The organism is Vibrio penaeicida (assembly GCF_002933855.1).
Taxonomy (GTDB): Bacteria; Pseudomonadota; Gammaproteobacteria; order Enterobacterales; family Vibrionaceae; genus Vibrio; species Vibrio penaeicida_A.
This window is the reverse complement of record NZ_BFAQ01000006.1, coordinates 32,603-56,672: the sequence shown is the minus strand read 5'-3', so window position 1 is coordinate 56,672 and position 24,070 is coordinate 32,603. Positions and strand designations below refer to the sequence as shown.

Sequence of the window (24,070 nt, the reverse complement as noted above, 5' to 3'; positions counted from 1 at the left end):
GAAAACCAAGCAAACTCGCCCTTGGGAGCTTATCTTCTGTCCCATTTCATCGTTAAAGAACTTGGAAAGGACTCGTCATTCCACTGCGTTCCTGATTTTGAAATAGAGAGGCTTGAATTGAAACAGAAGATAGAGCTCTGAATCCTGCACCTTGAGGTAGCTTGAGTATACTAAGTTTATTTTTTATTCTACGCCCAAGGTCAGAATGGGGATCGGCTTACTGCTGGTATGGCCGATCATTTTTCTTTATAAGCTTGGATGGCTGCAAGCCTCTAAAACGCGCCCTATTTTGTCTAAGGTGGCTTTTTGGCATCGAAAAGAAAAGGATGTCACGCTAATCGCCAACCAGTATGCGAACGAATACCTAACCACGATTATCCGACCGGAAGCAGCAGAAAAACTCCGTTGGCACCAAGCGCAAGGAGACAAAATAGTCATGGTTTCGGCATCGCTCGATGTGTACTTAAAGATTTGGTGCCAATGCTCGCGCTTGCAGACGAAAAATGGTACCAGTGGGAAATCGTGAACGAGTAAGTTTTGTTTTGGGTATACATATGGGAGCGCTAGGCTCCCATTTTTAGATGTAACCTAAAGGATTAAAGCATTTCTTCTAGCAGTTTTTCTGGCTCGGCTAGGTATTGCTGCAGTTTGTCGTAGTACATGGAAATATGCCAACCGTCCATAAGTGCGTGGTTCGCTTGCACCGACACAGGCATATCGACGTAACCATCCTTATCGATAATTTTCCCCCATGAAATCAGAGGAATGCTCGAAGGAATATTTAAATTGACTGGGTGAACAAAGGAGGTAAACCGCAACCAAGGCAAGCACGATGTGTAGATAACATCATCACTTTCCAGTTTGGTTTCCAACACAATATCTTGTGATATTCGAGATTTCTCGGATTCGATCAAATCATTAAACTCGTTAAAAGATTCGCCTTTTTCGACCTCCCCAAAGCTAAAAAGCGGCGGTTCTTTTGTCATTGCGATAAATCCAAACCGCAAAGACTCGTATTCTACGATTTCTTCACCACGCACTCTCAATCTGAACTCCCTAATGTCATTAGCCGCTGCCAATACCGCGTAAGAAACCAAATTGAAGATCGAAATTGAGTGCGTTTTGGCATAGTAAAATGAGTTGGTAAGTTCTACCTCTGCACAAAACCCAACATAGGGAAAATCCCTTTGGCTGAAATGATCATAATGCGGGGCCCGTCCCCACGTATTTTTATCTATAACTCTTTCTGACGTTGTCATACATGATTCCTAGCGCTACTTTTTTATGAGTTTAATTGCATTTTATGACGATACCTTCAGATAAACCCGAAAATCAAATTTTCTTCGTGGTGCCTCTAAACATGATTACTTGCTGACAAAATCTGACACAGAAGTGGAATAGGATATCGATATATCAATAGAATTAGAGGCTTTTATGTACCAGAAAGAAGGGGTTATCGAGATAGATAACGCAAATATCTATTATGAAGTTAGCGGCGATCCCAATGGCAAACCACTACTGATGCTTCACGGTGGATTAGGGTGCATGTACGACCTCGTGCCTCTATTGGATTTCATTCCGAGTGATTACAAAGTGATATTGGTCGATTTCCGTGGACATGGCCAATCTACATTAGGGGGAGCGAATTTAAGTTATGAACGTTACCAACAAGACATAGAGACCTTACTGGAGTCGTTGAACATATCGACCTATTCTGTGTTTGGATTCAGCGACGGCGGAACAGTAGCGTATCGCCTTGCAGCAAGTCGCCCGGAATCGGTAGAGCAAATAATAACGTTAGGCTCGCATTGGCGGTTGCCACAAAACGATTCATCGGAAGAGATATTGGGCTCGGTTTTGGAGAATATGTGGCGAGAGCAATTTCCCAAAGATGTCGCGAGATATGAAGAAATCAATCCAAGCCCAGATTTAGGCGTACTAATAGAAAAAGTAAAAGCGGTATGGTTAGATAAAACACCGACGGGGTATCCAAGCGAGTCAATTCAGCGCATTGATTGCCCATCACTGGTTATTCGAGGTAACAATGATTTCTTATTGTCGGTGAACGAAGCACTTGCAGCTGTTAATCAATTGCCTGACGCAGAATTTATGAATGTGCCTTTTTCTGCCCACGCAACACACCAAGAATTCCCTGAAATGGTCGGATTTGCACTGAACCGTTTCTTATCATTTACATTGTAAATTTGAAGAGATTAGAGAATGGATGTCATCTTACTGAATGGTCCTAGTAGCTGTGGAAAAAGCACCGTCGCAAAGGCTTTGCAAGAAACGTTAGATGCGCCATATCTAATCATGGGCATTGACACGTTCATCTCTATGATGCCAGAAAAGACCAATAAGCTCGGTGATACCACCGAAACCGCAGAAGGTTTTTATTGGGAAACGCAAAAGACCAGTGGCGAGCCAATTTACCGAGTCCGGAAAGGGGCATATGGCTCACAGGTGAACGATGCGTACAGAACAACGGTTAAGCACCTAGTGGATAGTGGGTTAAAGGTGATTGTCGATGAGGTGGCGGATGGAAATCAAGAGATTGCAATATGGCGGTCTTTATTGGAAAAACACCGCTGCTTTTATGTCGGAGTCACATGCAGTGAAGCGATTTTAGTGCAGAGAGAATTGGCTCGTGGCGACCGAAAAGTCGGGTCTGCACAAGAGCAGATGGCGCGAGTTCATCGAGGAGTTAACTACGATCTAGTTATCGACACAACTTCAACATCCCCCCAAGAGTGCGCATCTATGATTGCAGAGACAATGAAGCCTTAGGTCTAAACCTTGGCCGCACATCGCACTTGGAGCACATCACAATAGGTGAGGAGAAAAATGATTTGGAAATAACACTTCGCAAAGCCTCACCACAAGACACGGACTTTTTGTATTCTCTGTGGCGCTTTCTCTCCGGAATCGCTTTACGTTCAGGGAAAAGGTAGCGGATCTTAGTGTGGTTTTTACGACCGGCGGTGTAAGTGAAATTATAATACTCCTTTAGTTGCTTATAAGTGTCACCTTACCTAACATGTTGAGTGTTCGTCACTTTAGGCAATGGAGAGCCCATGAATTACTTGGATGGAATACTGCACGTCGAATCTTTTCTCGCGGTCACACTTGGTATCGTTGTGCTGTTTCTGGGGCGCCGGTTAACACAAGCGAGTAAATGGCTGAGAGAGTTCAGCATTCCAGAACCCGTATCCGGCGGGATTTTAGTGTCCATCCTATTTGCTGCTCTGCACTACCTATCCGGCATTGATGTTGAATTTGATTTGGCTGCCCGCGATTTATTACTGGTGTACTTTTTTACCACTATCGGTATCAACGCTAGCCTAAAAGACCTCTTCAAAGGTGGCAAACCTCTGCTTGTGCTCTTAACCATTACAATCGCCTACATGTTCATACAGAATATCACGGGTATTGGCATTGCAACGTTGCTTGGGGAACCTGAGATTGTCGGTTTACTTAGTGGCACCGTATCACTCATTGGCGGGCATGGCACTGCTATTGCGTGGTCACCAAAAATTGGTGAGAGCTTCGGTTTAGAAACGGCAATGGAAATCGGTATAGCCAGTGCCACCTTTGGGCTTATTTTAGCCAGTGTGATGGGAGGGCCGATTGCCAAGTTTCTCATTAACCGCCATAACCTTAGCCCAGCGAAAGTTGAAAAAATGGATGTGGGTACTTCATCCAGTAACCCCAAACCCAGCATCAATGCGTACGACTTTTTAGACGCCGTGCTGGCTATCCATATCTGCGTGATACTGGGTGCTTTCCTGAATGAGGCGGTGTCTGAATTTGGGCTTGATTTGCCCTTATTTGTCACCTGCCTATTCGCGGGTATTCTCATTTCAAACCTCATTCCCGACTCATACCCTCGCCTTACGGGGACGCGTTGGCCAAAACGTACACCTGCCATTGCATTAATCGCCGATATTGCATTAGGCGCATTCCTTGCCATGTCACTAATGAGCATGCAACTGTGGGCGCTCGTTGATCTGGCGGGTCCTATTTTCGCTATTCTTGGCGTGCAATTTATCGTGGCGATTTGTGTCGCTATTTTTATTGTTTTTCCGCTTATGGGAAAAACGTACGATGCCGCTGTTGTGTGTGCTGGGTTTGGTGGTATTTCCCTTGGGTCAACACCAACTGCGATGGCCAATATGTCGGCGGTGGCACAGAAGTACGGTAATAGCCATCAAGCCTTTATTATTGTTCCGCTTGTCTGTGCGTTTTTTATTGATTTAGCTAACGCTTTAATCATTCCATATTTCGTTGGTTGGCTTGGTTAATTATTTATTTTATAGCTCATTTCTGAGTTTATTAGCAACCTGATTAATAATGATTTTATGAGTATTGTTGAGTATATTTACATTTATATACAAAATAGCCACAATTAATAATATAGTATTTTATTGTTTATAAAACATAAGGATAAAAAATAAAAATCATTCCGAATAGATGACTGTTTATGTGATATCACTCCCATTTTTCTGTTAAGTCAGTACACTTCTTATCCTGTAGCTATCGGCTCACCAAGAGTTGATGAATGATTAGACAGGTAAAAGAATGATTAAATTTGGATTTAAGCAACGAGTGATTACGGTTGCAGCCTTGCTGCTTGTTATCTCACTGAGTGTGTCGCTTTACATTTCCTATTATTTTCTAGCTCAAGACAAGCAAAACAGCATTGACTATAGCGCGGCTCTAAAAACAGATGCAGTCAGTGATTCCATTGAAACTTGGGTGCGCAGTGTTTCTCAAACACTCGTAAAATCAGCGCCAACATTTGCTCAGCCTTTCTCTGAAGAAGACACTGAGTTGCTTATATCTCAGGTGGCGAATGCGTCGCAGGTTTATGCCATTGTGATTGGCTTTGAAGATGGGCGAGCATTCAGTTCTCTCTCAGGAAAGTACGATTCAAACAAATATGATCCTCGTGCTCGTGGTTGGTATAAGCAAGCAAAAGCGAAAAGGTCGACCATCATTACAGGTATTTATAGAGGCTCATCAACCAAAAAGTTGATGGTGAGTATTGCTGAACCTTTTTACGATGGAACTCAATTGAAAGGCGTACTGTTAGCCGATCTTACCCTTGAAATTGTCGCTGAACACATAAACAACAACTTGCCCGCTGGCGCGATTGCGAGTTTATTTGATGCAAAAGGAACGGTGATTGCGTCGTCCTCATCAAAAAGTATCGCGGGTGAAACTAACTTTGGCGACATTCAAGCTTTAGCACCGTTCAAATCAACGGTTCTGAGCTCCGGGTATGGTTCGTTTACCTTCGACAGCGCAGGCTTGACACGCATCGGTTACCACAACGAGGTAAAACTGGGTGCAAATACTTCTTGGTATTACCTTGTGAGTGTTGATCAAAAGAGTGCTTACAAAAGCTTAAGTGATCTGTTTAGCACCATGTTTTGGATTGCGTTTGGTCTGATTATTCTGGCGAGCCTAACACTCATGGGCACGCTTCAACTTCTGTTTAAGCCAATGCAGCGTTTGCAAGCTAAAGTAGACGACCTAACAAAAGGTGATGGCGATTTAACCAAAAGCATCGCAGTGCACCATGAAGATGAAATAGGTAAAGTCGCGCTTAGCATCAATGCATTAATGAGCCAACTGCAGAACCTAATTTCAGACACCAAATCGTTGGGTGACGATATCTCCGTCAGCATGAAATCTTCTACCGAAGGTACTGCGAAAGCACAAAACTACATTTCAGAACAAATGCGCGAAGTTGATCAATTGGCAGCCGCTATTAATGAAATGTCGGTGAGCGCAAGAGAAGTGGCAAACCACTCACAGCAAGCGTCTACTGCGGTGCAAAGCGCGAATGGCAATATCGAGAAAAGTGCCGTGCTGGTGGAAGACTCAGCTCAATCAACGGAAGCTTTGTCTAAAAAAGTCATGGAGGCAGTATCCGTTGTTTCCGACCTCAATCAGGCAACCAACCGAATTGAGTCGGTCCTTGGGGTAATTAACGACATCGCTGATCAAACCAATTTGCTGGCATTGAATGCAGCTATCGAAGCAGCACGTGCAGGTGAGTCGGGTCGTGGTTTTGCGGTTGTGGCGGATGAAGTGCGTACGCTAGCTCAGAAAACTCAAGCATCGACAGAAGAAATTGGCAACATGATTGATGAACTACAAACGGGTTCTAAGTCAGCGTTAGAAGTGATGGAATCCAGCCAGAAAGAAGTCACCAAAACGTTGGATCACTCGCAAGAGGCTGACACGGCACTGCAAGCTATTCGCCATGCAATGGGTCAAATTACAGATATGATTCACCAGATTGCGTCAGCAGCGGAGCAACAAAGCATCGTGAGCGAAGAAGTGAATCGCAATGCGCAGGCAACCAAAGATATTTCCGTAGAAGTGTCTGACTTCATGGGCAACCTAACGGAGTCGATTGGCGAACAGCAAAAAGTGGTGGAAAAACAAAACCAGCTATTGAGCCAGTTCAAAGTGTAGTTGTTTCCTCAAATACACACATTAACGATCAAAGGCATGCTCAAGGGCATGCCTTTTAAAATTCCGTAATGAACGATTCTGCCTTATTCATCACCACTTTACTTTCTGGTGGCTCAGATACCGTAGCAACAAAACGAGCCAATAGCGTCTTTCCATCTTTCGTTTGATACGCCACGTCGTAAAATACCTCTGAAAGCAGTAACTCTCCTTTTCCGGGGCTAAGGTTGCTGTTCCCCTTTGGTGGATGGCTGACCGCTTTACACTTACACAGCACCTTTTTTCCTTCGCGTTGAGCCAGTATTTGGACATCTCGAATGAACTTTTCAAACCCGTTATTCTGTATCACTTGATTGAGCGCTTTAGGGGCATACATCAACCCCATTCTGGCCTCATCGCCAAATCCATGCCCCCATAGGTGTGCTCGTTCGTATCCTTTTAGTGAATGCCCGTTAAAATGTCTGGTTGAAGGGGAAGGAAGGTCATCTTTGAAATCCATTCCTTTGTCGGAGCGCAAAGGGGAAATTGAGGGTTTCACTTCGCCTGCAATATCAAACTGGACGCGTTTATCAGGAAAGATTAACGCCCTCATCTCCTGTATTGCCCCAGTATTTCGAGTCTGATGCCATTTTTTTTGATTCAGTTTAAACGGCAGCCAAATTTTAGAGCCTTTTGGGGCTTTGCTGAAAAGTGTGCCAACATCGCTTTTGTCTAAAATCGCTTTCACTGGCCGAGTCGCACTGTTTAACATGGACTTTGCTCTTAGATATGCCCCTCGCTTTTTGGCGGCTTGGAGTTGCTTGGCGTACGCCTTAACGGTATCGCTCAACCCTTTTTTGGAACCTTTTGATGACTTGAATAAGCGCTTTCTTAGCGATGTGGTGAGGACATCTACAGTGCTAATGATTTTGGTTATTTTAAGGGGAGGGCTTAAATCGAGGGCGTTTGCCGCTTTACGCGCTCCCACCTTTTTAGAAAGTTTAGTCGCCATCTAATTCGCCATTCGTTTAAAGAACTTACTGGTGAGGCTGGCTGCGTCGTTGGCAACACCAGAAATTTTGGAAAACTTCATTGGTGGGAAAAACATCTCCACCAAGTTGTACACAAGGTAACCAAAATAATACCCCGAGGCGGCTGGCGTTCTGGAAATGGCGTCGCCAATCGAGAACATCAGTTCATCGGTCGATTCAATAAAAAAATCGCGAACTTCAGGGTAGAGATCCTCGGTGATAATCTGCCAAAGTGAGCCCCAAGGGACTTTTTCCAGTACCGCGAGAAACTCGTCGACGATCTCCAGCATTAATTCGAACACATCATGTAATTTCCCACCATGTTTGAACAGTGCAATGATGATATGGAAGACTAGGGATATCGTATCTATAAATCCTAAAATGGCATCCACAATGCCATCCCAAAGCCCACTAAAGTACCCCACCAAGGTATCGATACTTTCGCTGAAGTCGGGTCTATTGGTATCTAGCCAATTGATCGCGCTGGATGCTAACGCAAGAAAGGATGATATGCCGTTGCGAAATCGGGTGATCAGCTCGGTTAGAGAGTGCATAAGGGCTTTTGCCGCTTTAATACGCTCATCAACCGCGTCGAAAAATCCAATGAATAAGTCAGCAATGGTGTCTATTGCGTCGTTGGCCCAAACTTCGAATTCACCCAATGCCGAGCTGACCGATTGGTTTACGTCGATAATTACGCGTTGCAGTTCAGCGATAAGCTGCGTGATGCCATTGTTGATGGATTCTCCAGCATTTTTTACCGTTTGATTGAAATCGGCAGGGCGCTCCGATGGATGCCAAAGTTCTTTTGGTGCATGCAAATCCGAAGTGAGATCTTTGCTGACACTATCCAGTGCTTTTACAAGGCTTTCCATCGATTCAACAATGAAATCGGAAAAGTCACTGTCTTCGTTTTCTTTTGGTTCTGGGGGCTGACCGATGAGGGAAAGCAACGAGGTAGCGGACTTTCCGTTAAACATCCGGACAAAAATAGGCAATAAGTGTGCGAGCTTAGAACTCATGATCAATTGTTGAGCGCGATTGTTACCCGATATGGCGCTAATGAATAGGGCGTCGGAGAACCGGTCGCCCTCGTTCACTTCGACGTACAACGTACCATCTTGTGCGGAATTCCCGTTTTTGTAGTAGGTCTTCAGCAACTCAACGGCGCTAAAACCAATGTAAAGGTGGAATACATTGGTTTTCGCTTCTTGGCTTTCAAACACATCCGGAATGATGGGCAGATCAGTTGCACTCGATTCGCAGGTGATCGCCATTTTTAGCAAATTGGTTTGACCGGGGCTGATGATTTGGTAATCACAGCGACCAGTGATGGGCTGCTCTGCCATAATTTCATCAGCCCATCTATGCAGGCGTTGGTGGCTCATCGGTTAGTCGCCGTTTGGGGTATCAGGTTCAGGTGGTAAAGGTGTTAACTGGCTGTTACCTTGTCCTACCCCTTCATTGTCTAAACATGGCATTCCATTCCCGACAAGCGCAGCCGCTTGATCTTGCACAATGGTTAAATTGGTGGGTACTTTCGTTTGCCATGTATCGTTTAGGACAGTGCCTTCTTCTTGAATCGATTCCTGAGCTATCGACAGATATAAGTCGTTCTCTGAATCCATGACGAGCCCTTTACCAAACCATATTTTTCCGGTTTGTAGGTAATAGCTTACGGCGTCTTCAAACCCCAGACGGATAGGAACAACCAACCTTGCCATGCCTGAGTTGATAAAAGCATCAAAGGTGCGATTGCGTGAGACTTGCGTGCTGAGTTTGGCGCTCCAACTTCGGTTTTTCGCATAGTAATAAGGGTATAAGTGGTAAGCCATCAGATCCCAATCGAACGCTTGCTCGAAGAAGCGCACTTGGTCGCTGTGCTCATCCAGTTTATCGGTCAATTTGAGTTTTGGAAGCTTGTCGTTTCTCTCGCGATAGTGATTTTTTGCCACCTTGATGTTGAAAGGCTTTTGAATCATATATAAGGCGAGTTGGCGAAGCTCTCGCTGAATAATGTCTTTTTTGAATCTTGGATTTAAGTCGCTGCTGGCAAGCTTAGATTGATGGCGCTCTTTTTCTTCATCGTACTGCGCTTTTTGCTCTCGGTAGGCGTCCATAACATCATTAAAAGCGCGCAGTTGCCACTCTCGGAATATGCGTGCTCGGAGACGACATCGAATTTCCACTTGGCAACTGAAGGTGCGGTGATACCAAGGTACAATGATCGAAATTGGGAAAACCGTGCTGACAGAGGGGTTCAAATGTCGCTCGACTTGGATTTCGCTGTAGGGCGCTTGGTGGTCTGGGATGGCTTCTGTACCTAAAATGGCGTAAAAACCGGGTCGCAAAGGAATGGCTTCTTGATCCGAAGGTTCATGCCGGATTGCGTCATGGTAGCTAGGCGCTGCACGACAAGACAATTTGGCAAAATGCGCCGTATAGTTTTCGGGGATTTCTATATCGTAAGTACTGGACAGCACATCTTCATGCGGTATGTCATTAAGGTCGATAGGTTCTGCCAATGGTGGTTTGCTTTCAGAATACCCCCGTACCAAAACAATCCTATGCGCTGGTGGAGCTTCAATGGTTACGCCATATTTGGCGGCAAGCTTGCGGTAATTATTACGAGTAACATCATTGGGGACATGGACTCCAAATCGCTTAGGCTTTTTGGGGGCTCTTTTTGAAAAATCGTCTTCGGGAACGGCCAGCTCTTGCGCTTGAATGAAACGCCTAGCCGGTTCTGGGATACTGAATTCGAGTAACGTTCGTTGCCCCATGTGTACCACATAATGGTTGTAGATTTTATCTAGCCATCGATAAATACCGAAAACATGTTCAGCGCCGCCGCGGTTGTCCAAACCGTGTTTGGTGATTTCTTCGTATTCTTGCTGATGGCGCTCTCGCCGTTTGGTACTGGTTTTACTGCTGATTTTACGCTGTACTTTTTCAGTCACGCTTTTTGCGTATTGAATGGCGTTAGATCGGCTTTCTTGGCGTGATTGAGAATTTGAAAATGTCATTGCCGTGTTGGCATAAAACTTCATGAAATCAGGGCCACCTGATACCCCCGCATTCACATTAATATTACGCGACGAATCTTGTTGTAGAACTTCTTCAACCGCTGCTTGGATTTCGTTGCGCGTGGTGGTTTCTAAATCTGATTTTTGCTCAAACGCCGACTCGTTCACCTGTTCGGTTTCACTTTCGGTCACATCTAGCCTGCGTGTGGTGCGTTCTTTGTACTCGCGCGCAAGCAGGTTTTCGGTGCGTGAAGGTTCGCCCGCTTCGAAACAGGCTAATTCCTGTTCAACCTGATAGAAATCGACCATACCGATTTTGTTTACGCCAAATAGTGGCGGTGGAGGGGTGCCTATTTCATCTAAATCTTCCGGTTGCCACGGCAGAATAGCGCTTGCCGTTTGAAGATGAGTGACCACCATGGGTTCAGGCTCTATGACTTGATTGGCGTTAATGGATAAGTGAAGTTGCAGGCTAACGGGATTCTGAGTGGGTTCGGACAGTGGAAATCGGAAGGTTTGAAAGCCTTTTACTCGTTCTGGAAGTAATTCACCAGACACTCGGCGGCCATTAATACTGGCATCAGCGCCAGCGAGAATGGGTTCGGCATGTTCACGGAAATAGGTCACATCCACATACTGTTGTTCTTCCTCTTCATTAAGCCCCGCTAACAGGGACATTCCAGGGATTTTCTCTTCCACGGAAATCTCACTGCCCATCACCAGTAATGTACTTTCTTCTTCGATATCGTCATCGAAGCTGTCGTCTTGATCCAACTCCGCACTCTCAAACTCTTCTTGCGCCAAACTCAGTAATTCTCGGGCGTCGAATACCCCTTTTCTCATGCGTTCGAAAGTGCGGCTTTCGTCGTCCGATAAATCGAGATTCAATGCATCCAAGCTAATGGTGGATGCAATACGCTGGGTGATGGCTACAGTCGTGAAAGAGGTGGTTGCAGCGGCGGTTGCGGTCGGTTGAGAAGGGCTAGTTATTGCTTGATGCTCCAAGCGTCGAATTTCATTGTTTACTTTGTCTTTTAATTCTCGAACGCGGCTCAGTTTTTGCGCTCGAATGTTTCTTTGGTGAATGTTTTCGAGCAACTGATGCTGTCTGGCGGTCAATCCAAAGGTGGTTTCAGGTTCGGTGCGGTTATCCACTCTGGCTGAAATAACCACTCGCGCCTGTAATGCCAATTTAAGGCGGGTGTCTTTTTGGGCTTGTGCAAGTCCATCGTCTGCTTCTACGACTCGGTGGATCCTTAAGAAATGATCCGTCACTAGAATCTCAACGATGTGCTCAATGGTTGTTTGGTTGTATTCCACCCAGAGGTGATGAATCAGGTTGTCCCAAAGCGATGTTCTATCGTCTGGCGAGAGCATTGCTGGGCTGAAGTTCTCGATAAATTCATTGATACCTTCAAACGTTTTCCGATGTTCTTCACCGGTAATATGACGATGAAAACGCAGCAAACTCTCATGCTGGCTTTGCAACTGGCTAATGGACAGTTGCCCTCGGAATGTTTCAGAAAGTGTTCTTGCTGCTGCCCGCATTCGACGCGCACTGAGTTGCTGTGGGAGCTGAGATAAATAATGCGTTGATGCTAGTGCATTTTGTGATAGACGAATGGCAAAGTCGTGTTCGTCTTCATGGCTGATAGATTGAACAGTTCTCGGCGCCGAGAAGGTAAAGACTGGGTCTCTCATACCTTTATACCTGACATTATTAGTTAATATTTTATAAATATCACGGTAGCAAGGTGGTCAAAAAATAACCGTATCGACTATGAGAATGTAAGCATGTTCATCTTAGTTAATAATATAGTCGTCGTATTCGATGGGTACGTAAGTGCCTGAATCTATTTTGATCGTGTGGAATTCAGCTTGCCCAGCATCGTTGATAAAATTTACAGCAACCTAAACCTGCTCATATTCATCTATGGAATCAACCTCCCATAAATGGTCGGTATTGATGAGCTTGGTGTAGATCACTGATGTTTTATACAAATCGTGGTTTGTATCCCTAGAAGCTTCTTTTAAGTCTTCTGATAGCGTGTGAACGCGAACTAAATAGTTTACTGTTTTCATAGCGCTTCAGTAATAGGGAAAATCAACGAGTTCTTCGTGTTCAGGGAAGTTCCCTTCGCCCCATTGCATGTCGGTTTTGCACATGAGGGTTGCGATTTCGGACTCGTCTTTTTCAACGATGATCCCTGCTTCACTGATGTGCTCAAAGCTGCCGTCTTCTTGGCGTTCGCCACGCATGATTCGACTGAAAACAATATAGTTGTAGCGCCCATTTTCAAATAGGACAAAACCTGAGCCACCACCACTGTAGCTTGAGCGAGCCATTTTCACTGGCGACTCAATTTCCATTTCAATTTTTTCAGCGGTGCCATATCGATACAAAATGGTGTTTTCACTGGCGGTACAAACCGAAACACTTTTCTTACCAAAACTGCACCCTTCTATTAGCAGTTGATTTTCAGGGCAAAGGTCTGTGGCTTGCGTAGTGGTAGCAAAAGGGAGAACGAGCAGTAGAGGCAAGATAGATTTTGGCATAATGGTTCAACGCTTGTTTAAGTGTACTAATACAGTTTTAGACCTCTGCATTTTAGATCACTTAACCTGATTTACACGCGCAAATTTAAACGGAAATGGAAATACATTCAGACAAAATTTTTGATGTTTGCGGGTTGCCTTGCAGGTCTAGGAAGTCAATTCTGCCAATGAAGTTTTTTCACGGTTACTATGCGCCGCCAAAAGAATAGAGAGTGAAAATATGAAATTTCTAATGGCGCAGATCAGTATGGCGTTTGGAGTCGAAAATCAAATTCAGACCATTCAGCAGGTGATTAATAAAGGCGTTGAAATGGGGCAGAGAATCTTTGTTTTTCCAGAACTTGCCTTGCCAGGTTTCAGTCGAGAGGTTGTTAATACATCCACTAAAGAAAACCATTCTGCTTGGTCTCAAGTGTTATCTGAACTTGCTCACCAGTATCAAGTTTATGTGCTTGCGGGTATGCCAAGGGTCGACGCATCGTCGGTTTTCAACAGCTTTTATTGTTTCAAACCAGACGGTGAAATCGCTTGCTGGTGGGATAAAATTGGGCTGACGGAGAGTGAGCAGCGTTTTTTCCACCATGGGGACAGTCGCCCTGTGATCGAGATTGAAGGCGTCACGTTGTCGGTCGTATTGTGTCGAGAAGTACTGGATACACGTGAAGTCACGGAATCGCTTTCAGGAAAGGGTGTCGAGTTGATACTTTGGCCCAGTTATATTGGATGGAACTTGGGTGAAGCTGAACAACTCAGATCCGATGCCGCTTATTACCATGAAGCGAAAGAACTAGCGAGAACGTTAGGTGCAGCGGTAGTACAGTGTAATTGGGCAAATGGCACAAACGTACCGGAAGAAACAGGGTTGGGGGGAAGCATCGTCATTTCAAAAGAGGGCGATGAAATCTACCACGCTCCATATGATCAACCCGCGGTCTTTGAGGTAACGCTATCAAAGACCGAGGAATTGATGGTGACGCCTTTCTCGTTTTAATCTGAGCTCGGGGCTTTTATCAGACCGCTATTTAGTTTGCATGACTCGATTAAAGATGACGCGCTGCGCTTCTGCTTCGCCCACATCCATTTGGTAAAAACTAATTTGGCTACCTGGGGCGCGCTGCGCGAGCTGGCCAGCCCCTAACGCGCTTAAACACCCTATTTTGGGGTAGCCCCCGATAGTTTGCCTGTCTCTCATGAGCACGATGGGTTGCCCATCTTTAGGAATCTGTATTGCACCGTAGGCAATGCCTTCTGAAATAATGCCATCTCGATTGCAGCGAATGGCTTGACCAGACAGCCGGTAGCCCATTCGATCAATGTGGGATGAGACTTCATAAGCGCTGGAAAACAGAGTCATGATGTCGTTATTGGGAAAATCACTGTACTGGTATCCGAGCATCACGCCCAATTCCAGTGGCGCTGTGTAGTCAGGGATCGCCCATTTTGGTGTTCGAGTTTTGATGTCGTCTTTACATGGGGTAAACCGGAGAACATCCCCTTGCTTTAACGCGCGTCCATTTTTAATACCGCCGATTTTCTCTCGTGATACTGTCGATGCGCTATCGAGTTGCAGGTCGATTGTAAAGCCACCCTTAACCGCTAAATAAGCGCGTAAGCCGTTCTTAGGAGAGTCAAAATTTAGGGTATCGCCTTTTCGGATTCGATACGTATTCCAAGGCTGAATTTTTTTATCGCCGATTCTGGCGTTTAAGTCTGCGCCTGTTATCGCAATACAAGTATCTGCGAGTGCCTTTAAAGTAAGCTTTCCAAACGTTATTTCAAGCTGCGGCACATTTTGAGGGTTATCAAGTATTCGATTTGCCCAACAAAAGGCATGTTCATCCATAGGACCGCCCGTGGTAATGCCCATGTGTTGGTACCCAAAACGGCCGAGATCTTGAATCAATGCAAGCAGCCCCGGATTAATAACTTCAAAGCTCATCGAACTGCCCTCCCAAATCCAAAAATTCTTCGCGAGTTATGGGGCGGAATCGCACTTGATTGCCGACTGCAACACGAGCCAAAGAGTCGCTTTCCCAATCAATCATCTTGAGCGGCGTTCGACCCACTATTTGCCAACCACCGGGTGTAGCGCTTGGGTAAATCGCTGTTTGGTTATCCGCCACGCCAACGCTGCCCGTGGGGACTTTTAAACGAGGTGTGGATTTGCGTGGCATGGTGATGCGTTCATCTGTTGTTCCCAAATAGGCAAAGCCGGGGCTAAATCCAATGGCGTAAACTTGATAGATCTTATCGCTATGGATTTGGATGACTTCACTTTTACTCAGCTTATGGTGATCGCAAATATCTTGTAAATCTAAAGCGACCTCATCGCCATAGTAAACGGGCAGGTCTACAACGTGTGAAGACTGAGTTTTTGTATGGGCAGAACCCGATCCACGAAGCGCACTTTTTAGATTGGCAATGATGTTGAATCGATCGGTTTTATTGACGTCATAACACACTAAAATGGAGGTGTAAGACGGAATAATGTCGATCACAATGTCGCCAAGGCTTTCCTGTATTCGGTTGATCGCCCAGCTTATTTGTTGTGCGATTTGTTCGTTAATTTGGTCGCCAAAATACACGATACAGGTCATTTCATTGACCGGCTCTATGCGCATTAGTTGGCTCTCCTCATTACTGCCGCCGCTTCACTCACACTGGCAGCGTGTTCGCCGTCTCCGTGAATGCAGATGGTGTCTACGTTTATAGAGAGCTTTTTACCTGTAATCGTAGTCACGCAGCCTTCTTCAATGATTTGGCAGATTTGATTTTTGATACTGGTGAAATCGGTGTAAACCGAGCCCACTTCATTGCGCGAAACGAGGTAGCCTTGATCGTCGTATGCCCGATCAGAAAACGCTTCAAACCACACCTCAATACCGTGCTCTTGAGCCATGGCTCGAATAATGTCGTTATTTGGGGTTGCCATCACCACTAGCGGGCAAAGCGGACGAACTTTACGAACCGCTTTCATGATTGTCGACAGAATGGTTTTGTCTTTCATCATCTGGTTGTACATCGCACCGTGAGGTTTGATGTAGCTGACTTCGGTGCCGTGTTTTTGGCAAATCGCATCAAGAGCGCCAATTTGGTAGATCAATATGGCTTCGAGCTCTTGTGGGGCAATATCCATGTTGCGACGCCCAAACCCAATCAGATCGGGGTAGCCAGGGTGCGCACCAATTTTTACGTTGTTCTCGACGGCCATGCGAACAGTTTTGTCCATGGTCAGTGGGTCTGAAGCGTGAAAACCACACGCAATGTTTGCCATGTCGATAAAAGGCATGACGTGAGAATCCTGTCCTTTGGCCCAACCGCCAAAGGACTCACCCATATCGCAATTCAGTTTCATGTTTTGTCTCTTAAACGATGTCTTTTAAAAACGCAGATTCGATTATCTTTGTGTCATGGTGGTGGGTAAGTAAGTCACGATTTCTGGGAATACGGTGATCATTACCAAACCAACTAAAATCAATAGGAAAAAGGGCAGCGCAGCGCGAGCCACATAGAGTATGTCTTTACCTGTGAGTGCCTGAATGACAAATAAGTTAAACCCAACTGGCGGGGTAATTTGTGACATTTCGACAACCAATACAATGAATATACCAAACCACAACAAGTCGATGCCAGCTTGTTGCACCATTGGCATGACAACTGCGACGGTTAACACAACAACAGAGATGCCATCCAAAAAACACCCTAGAATAACAAACAGCACCGTTAGATAGATTAGTAATTCAAACGGAGACAGAGTAAACGTCGCTATCCATTCAGCCAAAGCGCGAGGAATACCCAAAAAGCCCATTGCCAGTGTCAGAAAGTGCGCGCCAACTAGAATTAGCCCGATCATACAGGAACTTTTTACCGCACCGAGCAAGCTATCAAGAAAGTTGTTCAGCGATAAAGAACCCGTCGTCCACGCCAGAATGAGTGCGCCAAAGACACCCAGCGCAGCCGCTTCGGTTGGTGTCGTTAGTCCACCGTATATTGAGCCGAGTACGAATAAGATAAGGCTCACGATAGGAAGGAGCTTTTTCAGTGCCGCCAACTTAACGGTGAAAGACACGCTCTCTTTACTGTGTGCAGGAAGCCCGTCTTTGTTGAGTAGCGCCCATACTGCGGTGTAGCCCATAAACATCAACACCAGCATAAGTCCGGGTAGGGCTCCAGCGATGAAAAGCCGACCAATGGACACTTCTGCGGCCACGCCATAAACAATCAAAATGATAGAAGGTGGGATCAGTAAGCCCAAAGTGCCAGAACCTGCAAGTGTGCCTATGGCCATTTTTTCGCTGTAACCTTGGGCTTTGAGTTCCGGTAATGTCATACGCCCTATGGTCGCTGCTGTTGCAGCAGATGAGCCCGACACCGCAGCGAAAATACCGCAGCTCAGTACGTTAACGTGCAAGAGCTTACCCGGAAACCCACTTAACCACGGGGCAAGCCCTTTAAAGAGATCTTCAGACAGGCGAGTTCTAAACAGCAGTTCTCCCATCCAAATAAACATCGGCAAAGCCGTGAGTGACCAACTGGTGCTTCCACCCCAACTTGAGGTAGCGAACAACAAGCCGATTTGTTCATTCCCCGTCATGTACAAACCGAGAACACCAACGCCAATTAAGGCAAGCGACACCCATATCCCAGCCGCGAGCATTAGGATCATGGTGAGCGCTAAGATAATAGAAATAACAGAAATATCCATGAGTGCTTTTCCTTACTCCGTCTCGCCTTCGTGGGCTTTGTAAGTTGGCGCTTGCCCTTTCAATGTCAAAATGAGGTTATCGAGAACAGCCAAATTAAGACCAAACATGCCAAGTGCAACAGGCACTTGCGGTATCCACAACGGAATCGGAATGTAGCCATGGGTGACTTCTTCAAAATCGTAGGATTCCCACACCATATGGGCGCAGTAAAAGCTCATAAAAGTCACCAAGAGAAAAGCAAAAATAAGGATGAACGTTTCTTGATAGTGTTGAACGCGTTCAGGTAGACGTTGAATCACCAACGTAACGCGAATGTGTCCACCTTCCCGAAATGCGTATGCAAGCCCAAAAAAAGTGGATGCCGCCAAAGCGTAGCCGGAAAAATCTTCGGCTGACGGCACAATAAACCCAAAAAAGCGACCCACAACCTGAGCCAAAATGATCAGCATCATCAGAACGATGCACAACCCAGATGAGTAGCCAGACAGCATATAAAGAGTGTGTTTAAACGTATTCACTGAAAAACCCCACAGCAATACTTCGAAGTATTAGGTCTACAGACCCTAGTTCAAAGAAAGGCCCTGAAAACAGAGCCTTAAGGTAATGTATTATTGGTTATATCTGTCTAGCACCGTTTTTACTTCTGAAGGGGCTTCTTGTTCCCATTCTTTCGTCATGGTGATGCCAATCTCTTTCAGTTCCGACAGCAGCTTCTCGGATGGTTGCGTTACTTTGATGCCGTTATCTGCAAGGATGGCAGTATCACGAGCTTCACGCTCTACAACGAGATTCCACGCTGATGTTTCTGCTTTTTCAGCCGCCGTTAGAATGCTCTTCTGGGTGTCTTTATCTAGGCGTTTGAACGCACGCTTGTTTACAACAACGAAGTTTTTAGGGATCCATGCTTTAACTTCTGTGAAGTGGCTTAGGTAATCCCATGCTTGCCCATTTGCGCCTGTTGATGGAGAGGTGATCATTGCATCAATAATACCGGTGCTGAATGCTTGCGGAATGTCCGGCAACTGTACAGTAGTCGGGGTGGTATTCATTAAATCTGCAAGGCGCGATGTGGATGGGCTGTAGGCGCGCATCTTACTGCCTTGTAGATCGGCTAACGATTGGACGGGTTTCTTCGTGTAAAGGCTTTGTGCTGGCCACGGCACTGTGTACAGAAGCATCAACCCTTCTTTGCTGAGTTGCTTTTCAACTTCTGGTTTAGCGGCTAACCATAGCTTCTTGGCTTGGTCGTAATTGGTCGCAAGGAAAGGAATGTTGTCGTGTTTAAAGATGGGGTGCGTGTTTCCCATGATTCCGATGAACACTTCCCCAAGCTGAACTTGGCCAGTGCGCACTGCACGTGGAATCTCAGGGTGTTTCATCAAAGAGGCACCAGAATATACAGTGATATCGACGTCACCATCGGTATAGCTTTTGATATCTTTCGCGAACTGATAAGCGATTTGAGTAGGTAAGTGACCATCCCCGTAAGGTGTTGGCATGTGCCACTTAGCGGCAATCGCATTGTGAGCGGCTAATCCACTGATAAGTAATGTGGCTGCGGTTTTTGCTATCCATTTCATGATGTTAATCTCCATTTATATCGCTTAATTAGTAGCTTAAGTAATAGCTGATCAGCTACAGCACTGCCAGTTCATCGTTTAGGCAATCTGTGATGAGCATTTTTCCGGGTACATGGGTGATCGCAATGGGGGGTTTTGCATTGGCGATCGCCACTTGTGGGGTGACACCACAGGCCCAAAAAATAGGAAGTTCGTGTTGGTGCACGTCGACGGCATCGCCAAAGTCAGGCTGTGATAGATCATCGATCCCTATCAGGGCAGGATCGCCAATGTGGACGGGGGCACCGTGTGCTTTTGGCAAGCGAGAGGTGACTTGGATGGCGCGGATCGCATCTGATGCCACAAATGGGCGCATGGACACCACCATATTGCCGTGAAACCGACCACTTGGCGTGGTTTGAATATTGGTTTTGTACATAGAAACATTGGTTTGGGATTCGATGTTTCTCACTGTAAGCCCTGCGCGTTCGAGCGCATCTTCGAATGAAAATGAGCACCCGAGTACAAACGTGACAAAATCTGACTGCCAAAGGCTGTTAATGTCGGTAACGGTTTCTGCGTGTTCCCCGTGTCGGAACACCTTGAATTCTGGCACATCCGTTCTGATGTCGATGTCTTCACCAAGATCGGACAGCAGAGGGTGCCCTGGTTGAGAAACGGCAATTAACGGGCAAGCGGCTGGATTGTTCTGGCAAAACCGTAAAAAGTCGTTTGCCCAGTCTTGCGGCAGTATCACGATATTGCCTTGAACCAGCCCAGAGGCGACACCACTGGTTGGCTGGTTGAATTTTCCTAGTCGAATTTTCTTTCTGACTTCAGAAGCTTGAGTAAGTAACTGAGTCTTATAGGCTGAAGGCTTAGAATGTGTGTTTGGCATTTCGCAAAGCAGTCCGTTGTTAAAGAAATGTAACGCAAGTGTTGCTTTGTAAGTGCATAAAGTCCAATTATGGTTTTTTACTTACTGGTATAAATTTTATTTATCACCCTGCTCAAATTTCTCTGCCACTCTCACCGCAATCTCTGCGGCAAGCTCAGCCGCACTGTTAAATGCAACCGAAGGATACGAAGCGGTAAAAGCTAGCGCAGAGGGTTCCCACTGGGCGTCCAATTTTCTAAGTACACCTCGCTTAATATCGGAAGAGACTGTCGCCAGTGGCAAGGTAGAAATACCAATTTGATCTTGGGTGAGCTTAAGACAGGCAGACAGTGAACTGGACGAGAAAAAACGCGCGGGGAGCCCATCTATCTGCATGAATTTTTCACTGATCTCGGAAAAGGGTTGGGTGTTGCGAGCGTAAGTAATGATCGGGTACTGAACCATTTCTTCCAGCGATAAGGTTTTATCAGGCAAAGGCAGATCGGTGCTGGCCACCCATACCAATGGAAACTGGCAAAGGTCGTGATTAGTGATCCCAGGTTCGGGAACCGGCCCCATTAAAAAAGCCAAATCCAGTGACCTATCTAGCAAGCTATTCTTCAAGTTTCCCGTGACATCAACCGTCATATCCACATCAAGGTTCGGCAGCTCATGATGAAGTACTTTGAGAAAATCGGTTAGCCAAGTATGCGCAATGGTTTCAGATACACCCAAACGCAGGGTTCCTGAAAGTAATCGGCTGATGTCGGCACGTTTGTGCATTTGTTCCGCCATATACAGCATTTTTTCAGCATAAGGTAATAGGTCTTTACCTTGGGCTGTAAGAACAACTGGAGAAGCGTCTCGGTCGAACAGCTTTACGCCCAATTCCTCTTCCAATCCCGCAATTCGGGTCGAAATCGCAGGTTGGGTGGTGAACTGTTGCTCTGCTGCTTTACGAAAGCTACCGAGAGTTGCCACCAACACAAATGTCTCAATACGCTTGAAATTCATTACGCTTTCCTTGCCCGTTTTTTGCTCCATTAATGCCCTTAAGATATATCCCTAGTGACCCAGAGATGCAAGGTTAGTGAGCGTTATTTGTAAGTGTCTATTTACAAAGCACTAACAATTCTCTACTTCAATAATTCTTCAGATTCGTAGAGTAGGTTGTGAACATTTTGCCAATAACCAATAACCAATAACCAATAACCAATAACCAATATCTATCGATAACCCGTTTTATCGATTAGAACTATAAGGAACAACCATGACAACTGAAGCTGCGATGAAGCCCAATAAAGGCTCATCCCCCTTTGCGTATCTCATGAAGGGTGTATCAAAACTTTCTACTGTTGGGCGCGCGTTGATGCTCCCAATTTCTATTTTGCCAGCTGCAGGTTTATTGCTTGCATTCGGTGACAAACTTGGCATTCCACTCATGGTTGGCGCTGGAGATGTCATCTTCAGCAACTTGCCATTGTTGTTTGCTGTTGGGGCCGCGGTTGGGCTTTCGAAAGAATCGGGTATTGCGGGTCTGGCGGCAGTTGTCGCGATGCTGGTGATGAACATGACTATTGGTGTGAGTGCGGGTGTTACCCAAGAAATGGCACTCGAAGGTGGAGCGTACGCTCTGGTGTTGGGCATCCCTAGCTTACAAATGGGGGTATTCGGCGGTTTGATAGCGGGTATTCTCGCCGCGTCCATGTATAACCGATTCCACGCAATTCAATTACCCGCATTTTTAGGCTTCTTTTCTGGTAAGCGATTTGTTCCGATTGTGACGGCTTTGGCTGCGTTTGTACTTGGGCTATTACTGCCTAACGTGTGGATGCATGTTCAAAGTGGTATTGATGGTTTGTCGGGTGTTGTTAACGGTGATAACCAAGCGCTTTCTACCTTCATTTTTGGATTTACAGAGCGTGCGTTGATCCCATTGGGCTTACACCACATTTGGTATCCGTCTTTCTGGTTTACGTTTGGTGAATTCACAACGGAAGCTGGGCAAATCGTCAATGGTGATCAGGCTATCTGGTTTAAAATGCTGGCGGATGGTGTGAAGGATTTTGATTCTGCCACCTATCAAGGCGCAGGCAAATTCATGCAGGGTGAATTCCCACTTATGCTCTTTGCATTGCCAGCTGCATGTTTAGCTATGTACCACGAAGCCAAAACCAGCCAGAGAAAATACGCTGCAGGCATCTTATTTTCAGCGGCGCTCACATGTTTCCTAACAGGAATTACAGAGCCTGTTGAATTTGCGTTTATCTTTATTTCGCCGTTGCTGTATTTATTCAATGCGCTTTGTACTGGCTTCGCATACATGTTTATGTACTTGCTGGATGCGCACTTAGCCAAATCTTTCTCTGCTGGATTTATTGATTACATTACACTTGGCATTATGCCTGCCATGAATGGGTTCGAGACGAACTACTTTGCGGCGGTATTGGTCGGTGTGCCGATGGCTGCGCTTTATTATGTCGTTTTCCGATTCACTATTCGCAAATTCAATCTGCAAACTCCGGGCAGAAGTGAAGAGGCGAAAGAAGAATTAGATTTAACCGACGAACAGCTGACTAAGCTGACATTGGACTTCCTTGGTGGCAAAGAAAACCTGACGTCTGTAAGTGCGTGTATTACCCGTCTTCGTCTTGAAGTGGTGGATACCAAACTTGTGAACGCCAAAGGCTTGGAAGACATTGGTGCGATGGGTGTAATTAACGTTGGCTCCAATGGTGTACAAGTTATATTTGGGGCAAAAGCCCAGTTTATTGCTGAACGAATCAATCGAGTGAATTAAGCCAATCACTCCCCCCTCCCTCAAAATTGTTCAGTGCCCCGTTTGCCACGGGGCATTTTTTGTTAGAAAGCCTTTATTACTTAGACCCCTTTATTCCTTAGGCCCCTTTTATTAAAAGGCGTTAACCATAAAGAATAAACAAAACAGATAGTTAAGGGTTAGTATCCATCTCTGCCGGAATGTAATGCTTGGCTTTTAACTCGCACATTTCCGGAAACACAGTGGCGATGGAAATGGACGACCAAGTGCCCGACACAATACCGATGAACATGGCGCTGGCGAACCCTTGAAGTGGGGAACCGCCCATCAGCCAAAGTGACCCCACCGTCACAAGCGTTGTGCCAGACGTCACTATAGTACGCGAGAAGGTGCTCGCGACGGCGGAATTGATGACGTCGCTGGTGGACCAATTAGTTTTCACGAGTATTTGTTCGCGAATGCGGTCGGCAATGATGATCGAATCGTTCAATGAATACCCCAAAATCGCTAAAATTGCTGCGAAAACCGTGAGGTTGAATTCCTGCTGTGTCAGGGCGAAGAAGCCTAAAACCACAATCACATCGTGAAACAGAGCTAAGAGCGCCCCGCTGGCTAAACGCCATTCAAATCGAAAACACAGATACACCATAATGCACAGAATGCTGATGAAAATCGCCATGCCACCTTGATCGAACAATTCATCTCCGACCTGCGCACCTATCATGCTACTGCTGATGATCTCGGCGTGGTTGTCGAGTTGAGCGAGCGATTGATTCACTTGCTCAATAGACGCTTGGCTCTCTGCCGAGTAGCGCAACGTCCATCGACCTTCTTCGCCACTTTTGACCATCGAGAGCGTGTCGCCCACAACAGGGCTAAGTGCGTTGTTTAAGTCTTGTTGGCTAAGGGTAGGGGATACTCTAAATTCACTTACCATACCGCCAGTAAAATCCAAACCTAAGTTCAAACCGCGAGCGGCAATGAGCCCCACCGATAGAATGACCAATACCAATGAAAATAGCCCCGTCCAGCGACGAATGTTTGTCATGTTTTTATTCAGATTCATGATGCGCT

22 protein-coding genes are annotated in these 24,070 nt (G+C 45.9%); 7 read left to right on the top strand and 15 right to left on the bottom strand.

Annotation, left to right across the window (positions count from 1 at the left end):
- The first annotated feature begins 205 nt into the window (after window positions 1-205).
- The gene (locus VPNCDNU1_RS01310) at window positions 206-526 is read left to right on the top strand and encodes a haloacid dehalogenase-like hydrolase (protein ID WP_104398677.1); all 321 of its coding nucleotides are present in this window, start codon (window positions 206-208) and stop codon (window positions 524-526) included.
- A gap of 70 nt (window positions 527-596) precedes the next feature.
- On the opposite strand, the gene VPNCDNU1_RS01305 is transcribed toward VPNCDNU1_RS01310, so the two are convergent.
- Window positions 597-1,259, bottom strand: a complete 663-nt coding sequence (locus VPNCDNU1_RS01305) for a CatA-like O-acetyltransferase (protein ID WP_104398676.1) — start codon at window positions 1,257-1,259, stop codon at window positions 597-599.
- Window positions 1,260-1,434: 175 nt separating this feature from the next.
- Between VPNCDNU1_RS01305 and VPNCDNU1_RS01300 the strand changes: the two genes are divergently transcribed.
- From VPNCDNU1_RS01300 to VPNCDNU1_RS01285, 4 genes are all read left to right on the top strand, one after another.
- The gene (locus VPNCDNU1_RS01300; RefSeq protein WP_104398675.1) at window positions 1,435-2,202 is read left to right on the top strand and encodes an alpha/beta fold hydrolase; all 768 of its coding nucleotides are present in this window, start codon (window positions 1,435-1,437) and stop codon (window positions 2,200-2,202) included.
- Between the two features lie 18 nt (window positions 2,203-2,220).
- Entirely contained in the window at window positions 2,221-2,787 is a 567-nt protein-coding gene (locus VPNCDNU1_RS01295) for a chloramphenicol phosphotransferase CPT family protein (RefSeq protein WP_104398674.1), read from the top strand.
- Between the two features lie 287 nt (window positions 2,788-3,074).
- A complete protein-coding gene (gltS, locus tag VPNCDNU1_RS01290) occupies window positions 3,075-4,301 on the top strand; it encodes a sodium/glutamate symporter (protein WP_104398673.1) in 1,227 nt (408 codons plus the stop codon).
- A 277-nt stretch (window positions 4,302-4,578) separates the two neighbouring features.
- Entirely contained in the window at window positions 4,579-6,486 is a 1,908-nt protein-coding gene (locus VPNCDNU1_RS01285; RefSeq protein WP_104398672.1) for a methyl-accepting chemotaxis protein, read from the top strand.
- A gap of 55 nt (window positions 6,487-6,541) precedes the next feature.
- On the opposite strand, the gene VPNCDNU1_RS01280 is transcribed toward VPNCDNU1_RS01285, so the two are convergent.
- From VPNCDNU1_RS01280 to VPNCDNU1_RS01260, 5 genes are all read right to left on the bottom strand, one after another.
- A complete protein-coding gene (locus tag VPNCDNU1_RS01280; protein ID WP_104398671.1) occupies window positions 6,542-7,474 on the bottom strand; it encodes a polymorphic toxin type 4 domain-containing protein in 933 nt (310 codons plus the stop codon).
- Window positions 7,475-8,881 carry a hypothetical protein gene (locus tag VPNCDNU1_RS01275; RefSeq protein WP_104398670.1) on the bottom strand — a complete coding sequence of 469 codons (1,407 nt, stop codon included), beginning with the start codon at window positions 8,879-8,881 and terminating at the stop codon, window positions 7,475-7,477.
- A 3-nt stretch (window positions 8,882-8,884) separates the two neighbouring features.
- On the bottom strand, window positions 8,885-12,220 hold the full coding sequence (locus tag VPNCDNU1_RS01270; protein WP_104398669.1) for a hypothetical protein: 3,336 nt from the start codon (window positions 12,218-12,220) through the stop codon (window positions 8,885-8,887).
- Window positions 12,221-12,430: 210 nt separating this feature from the next.
- Window positions 12,431-12,601: a hypothetical protein gene (locus VPNCDNU1_RS29030; RefSeq protein WP_237324050.1), complete on the bottom strand. Its 171-nt coding sequence runs from the start codon at window positions 12,599-12,601 to the stop codon at window positions 12,431-12,433.
- Between the two features lie 6 nt (window positions 12,602-12,607).
- A complete protein-coding gene (locus VPNCDNU1_RS01260) occupies window positions 12,608-13,075 on the bottom strand; it encodes a hypothetical protein (RefSeq protein WP_104398668.1) in 468 nt (155 codons plus the stop codon).
- Window positions 13,076-13,295: 220 nt separating this feature from the next.
- Here VPNCDNU1_RS01260 and VPNCDNU1_RS01255 point away from each other — a divergent pair, with 220 nt between their 5' ends.
- Window positions 13,296-14,066 (top strand): carbon-nitrogen hydrolase family protein, encoded by a 771-nt coding sequence (locus VPNCDNU1_RS01255; protein ID WP_104398667.1) that lies wholly within the window; start codon window positions 13,296-13,298, stop codon window positions 14,064-14,066.
- A gap of 27 nt (window positions 14,067-14,093) precedes the next feature.
- Here the strand turns inward: VPNCDNU1_RS01255 and VPNCDNU1_RS01250 are convergent, their stop codons facing one another.
- The 8 genes from VPNCDNU1_RS01250 to VPNCDNU1_RS01215 all read right to left on the bottom strand — a co-directional run bounded on the left by VPNCDNU1_RS01250 (window position 14,094) and on the right by VPNCDNU1_RS01215 (window position 21,231).
- Window positions 14,094-15,014, bottom strand: coding sequence for a biotin-dependent carboxyltransferase family protein (locus tag VPNCDNU1_RS01250; protein WP_104398666.1), 921 nt, complete (start codon window positions 15,012-15,014; stop codon window positions 14,094-14,096).
- Window positions 15,004-15,696, bottom strand: a complete 693-nt coding sequence (pxpB, locus tag VPNCDNU1_RS01245) for a 5-oxoprolinase subunit PxpB (RefSeq protein ID WP_104398665.1) — start codon at window positions 15,694-15,696, stop codon at window positions 15,004-15,006. The genes VPNCDNU1_RS01250 and pxpB overlap by 11 nt, the downstream gene beginning before the upstream one ends.
- Entirely contained in the window at window positions 15,696-16,430 is a 735-nt protein-coding gene (locus VPNCDNU1_RS01240; RefSeq protein WP_104398664.1) for a 5-oxoprolinase subunit PxpA, read from the bottom strand. Before VPNCDNU1_RS01240 ends, pxpB begins: the two co-directional genes overlap by 1 nt.
- A 42-nt stretch (window positions 16,431-16,472) precedes the next feature.
- On the bottom strand, window positions 16,473-17,780 hold the full coding sequence (locus VPNCDNU1_RS01235) for a TRAP transporter large permease (protein ID WP_101111727.1): 1,308 nt from the start codon (window positions 17,778-17,780) through the stop codon (window positions 16,473-16,475).
- A 12-nt stretch (window positions 17,781-17,792) separates the two neighbouring features.
- A complete protein-coding gene (locus VPNCDNU1_RS01230) occupies window positions 17,793-18,272 on the bottom strand; it encodes a TRAP transporter small permease (RefSeq protein ID WP_104398663.1) in 480 nt (159 codons plus the stop codon).
- A gap of 117 nt (window positions 18,273-18,389) precedes the next feature.
- Window positions 18,390-19,361: a TRAP transporter substrate-binding protein gene (locus VPNCDNU1_RS01225; RefSeq protein ID WP_104398662.1), complete on the bottom strand. Its 972-nt coding sequence runs from the start codon at window positions 19,359-19,361 to the stop codon at window positions 18,390-18,392.
- 55 nt (window positions 19,362-19,416) lie between these two features.
- A complete protein-coding gene (locus VPNCDNU1_RS01220; protein WP_104398661.1) occupies window positions 19,417-20,238 on the bottom strand; it encodes a putative hydro-lyase in 822 nt (273 codons plus the stop codon).
- Between the two features lie 96 nt (window positions 20,239-20,334).
- Window positions 20,335-21,231: a LysR family transcriptional regulator gene (locus VPNCDNU1_RS01215; protein ID WP_104398660.1), complete on the bottom strand. Its 897-nt coding sequence runs from the start codon at window positions 21,229-21,231 to the stop codon at window positions 20,335-20,337.
- Between the two features lie 274 nt (window positions 21,232-21,505).
- Here VPNCDNU1_RS01215 and VPNCDNU1_RS01210 point away from each other — a divergent pair, with 274 nt between their 5' ends.
- A complete protein-coding gene (locus VPNCDNU1_RS01210) occupies window positions 21,506-23,017 on the top strand; it encodes a PTS transporter subunit EIIC (protein ID WP_167404695.1) in 1,512 nt (503 codons plus the stop codon).
- 151 nt (window positions 23,018-23,168) lie between these two features.
- Here VPNCDNU1_RS01210 and secF read toward each other — a convergent pair whose 3' ends face one another.
- Window positions 23,169-24,062 carry a protein translocase subunit SecF gene (secF, locus tag VPNCDNU1_RS01205; protein WP_104398659.1) on the bottom strand — a complete coding sequence of 298 codons (894 nt, stop codon included), beginning with the start codon at window positions 24,060-24,062 and terminating at the stop codon, window positions 23,169-23,171.
- Window positions 24,063-24,070: the final 8 nt, after the last annotated feature.

What these genes read in the sequence shown, in the direction of transcription:
- VPNCDNU1_RS01310 (WP_104398677.1), top strand. Translation starts at nt 206, where the DNA reads ATGGGGATCGGCTTACTGCTGGTATGGCCGATCATTTTTCTTTATAAG.
- VPNCDNU1_RS01305 (WP_104398676.1), bottom strand. Translation starts at nt 1,259, where the DNA reads ATGACAACGTCAGAAAGAGTTATAGATAAAAATACGTGGGGACGGGCC.
- VPNCDNU1_RS01300 (WP_104398675.1), top strand. Translation starts at nt 1,435, where the DNA reads ATGTACCAGAAAGAAGGGGTTATCGAGATAGATAACGCAAATATCTAT.
- VPNCDNU1_RS01295 (WP_104398674.1), top strand. Translation starts at nt 2,221, where the DNA reads ATGGATGTCATCTTACTGAATGGTCCTAGTAGCTGTGGAAAAAGCACC.
- gltS (WP_104398673.1), top strand. Translation starts at nt 3,075, where the DNA reads ATGAATTACTTGGATGGAATACTGCACGTCGAATCTTTTCTCGCGGTC.
- VPNCDNU1_RS01285 (WP_104398672.1), top strand. Translation starts at nt 4,579, where the DNA reads ATGATTAAATTTGGATTTAAGCAACGAGTGATTACGGTTGCAGCCTTG.
- VPNCDNU1_RS01280 (WP_104398671.1), bottom strand. Translation starts at nt 7,474, where the DNA reads ATGGCGACTAAACTTTCTAAAAAGGTGGGAGCGCGTAAAGCGGCAAAC.
- VPNCDNU1_RS01275 (WP_104398670.1), bottom strand. Translation starts at nt 8,881, where the DNA reads ATGAGCCACCAACGCCTGCATAGATGGGCTGATGAAATTATGGCAGAG.
- VPNCDNU1_RS01270 (WP_104398669.1), bottom strand. Translation starts at nt 12,220, where the DNA reads ATGAGAGACCCAGTCTTTACCTTCTCGGCGCCGAGAACTGTTCAATCT.
- VPNCDNU1_RS29030 (WP_237324050.1), bottom strand. Translation starts at nt 12,601, where the DNA reads ATGAAAACAGTAAACTATTTAGTTCGCGTTCACACGCTATCAGAAGAC.
- VPNCDNU1_RS01260 (WP_104398668.1), bottom strand. Translation starts at nt 13,075, where the DNA reads ATGCCAAAATCTATCTTGCCTCTACTGCTCGTTCTCCCTTTTGCTACC.
- VPNCDNU1_RS01255 (WP_104398667.1), top strand. Translation starts at nt 13,296, where the DNA reads ATGAAATTTCTAATGGCGCAGATCAGTATGGCGTTTGGAGTCGAAAAT.
- VPNCDNU1_RS01250 (WP_104398666.1), bottom strand. Translation starts at nt 15,014, where the DNA reads ATGAGCTTTGAAGTTATTAATCCGGGGCTGCTTGCATTGATTCAAGAT.
- pxpB (WP_104398665.1), bottom strand. Translation starts at nt 15,696, where the DNA reads ATGCGCATAGAGCCGGTCAATGAAATGACCTGTATCGTGTATTTTGGC.
- VPNCDNU1_RS01240 (WP_104398664.1), bottom strand. Translation starts at nt 16,430, where the DNA reads ATGAAACTGAATTGCGATATGGGTGAGTCCTTTGGCGGTTGGGCCAAA.
- VPNCDNU1_RS01235 (WP_101111727.1), bottom strand. Translation starts at nt 17,780, where the DNA reads ATGGATATTTCTGTTATTTCTATTATCTTAGCGCTCACCATGATCCTA.
- VPNCDNU1_RS01230 (WP_104398663.1), bottom strand. Translation starts at nt 18,272, where the DNA reads ATGCTGTCTGGCTACTCATCTGGGTTGTGCATCGTTCTGATGATGCTG.
- VPNCDNU1_RS01225 (WP_104398662.1), bottom strand. Translation starts at nt 19,361, where the DNA reads ATGAAATGGATAGCAAAAACCGCAGCCACATTACTTATCAGTGGATTA.
- VPNCDNU1_RS01220 (WP_104398661.1), bottom strand. Translation starts at nt 20,238, where the DNA reads ATGCCAAACACACATTCTAAGCCTTCAGCCTATAAGACTCAGTTACTT.
- VPNCDNU1_RS01215 (WP_104398660.1), bottom strand. Translation starts at nt 21,231, where the DNA reads ATGAATTTCAAGCGTATTGAGACATTTGTGTTGGTGGCAACTCTCGGT.
- VPNCDNU1_RS01210 (WP_167404695.1), top strand. Translation starts at nt 21,506, where the DNA reads ATGAAGCCCAATAAAGGCTCATCCCCCTTTGCGTATCTCATGAAGGGT.
- secF (WP_104398659.1), bottom strand. Translation starts at nt 24,062, where the DNA reads ATGAATCTGAATAAAAACATGACAAACATTCGTCGCTGGACGGGGCTA.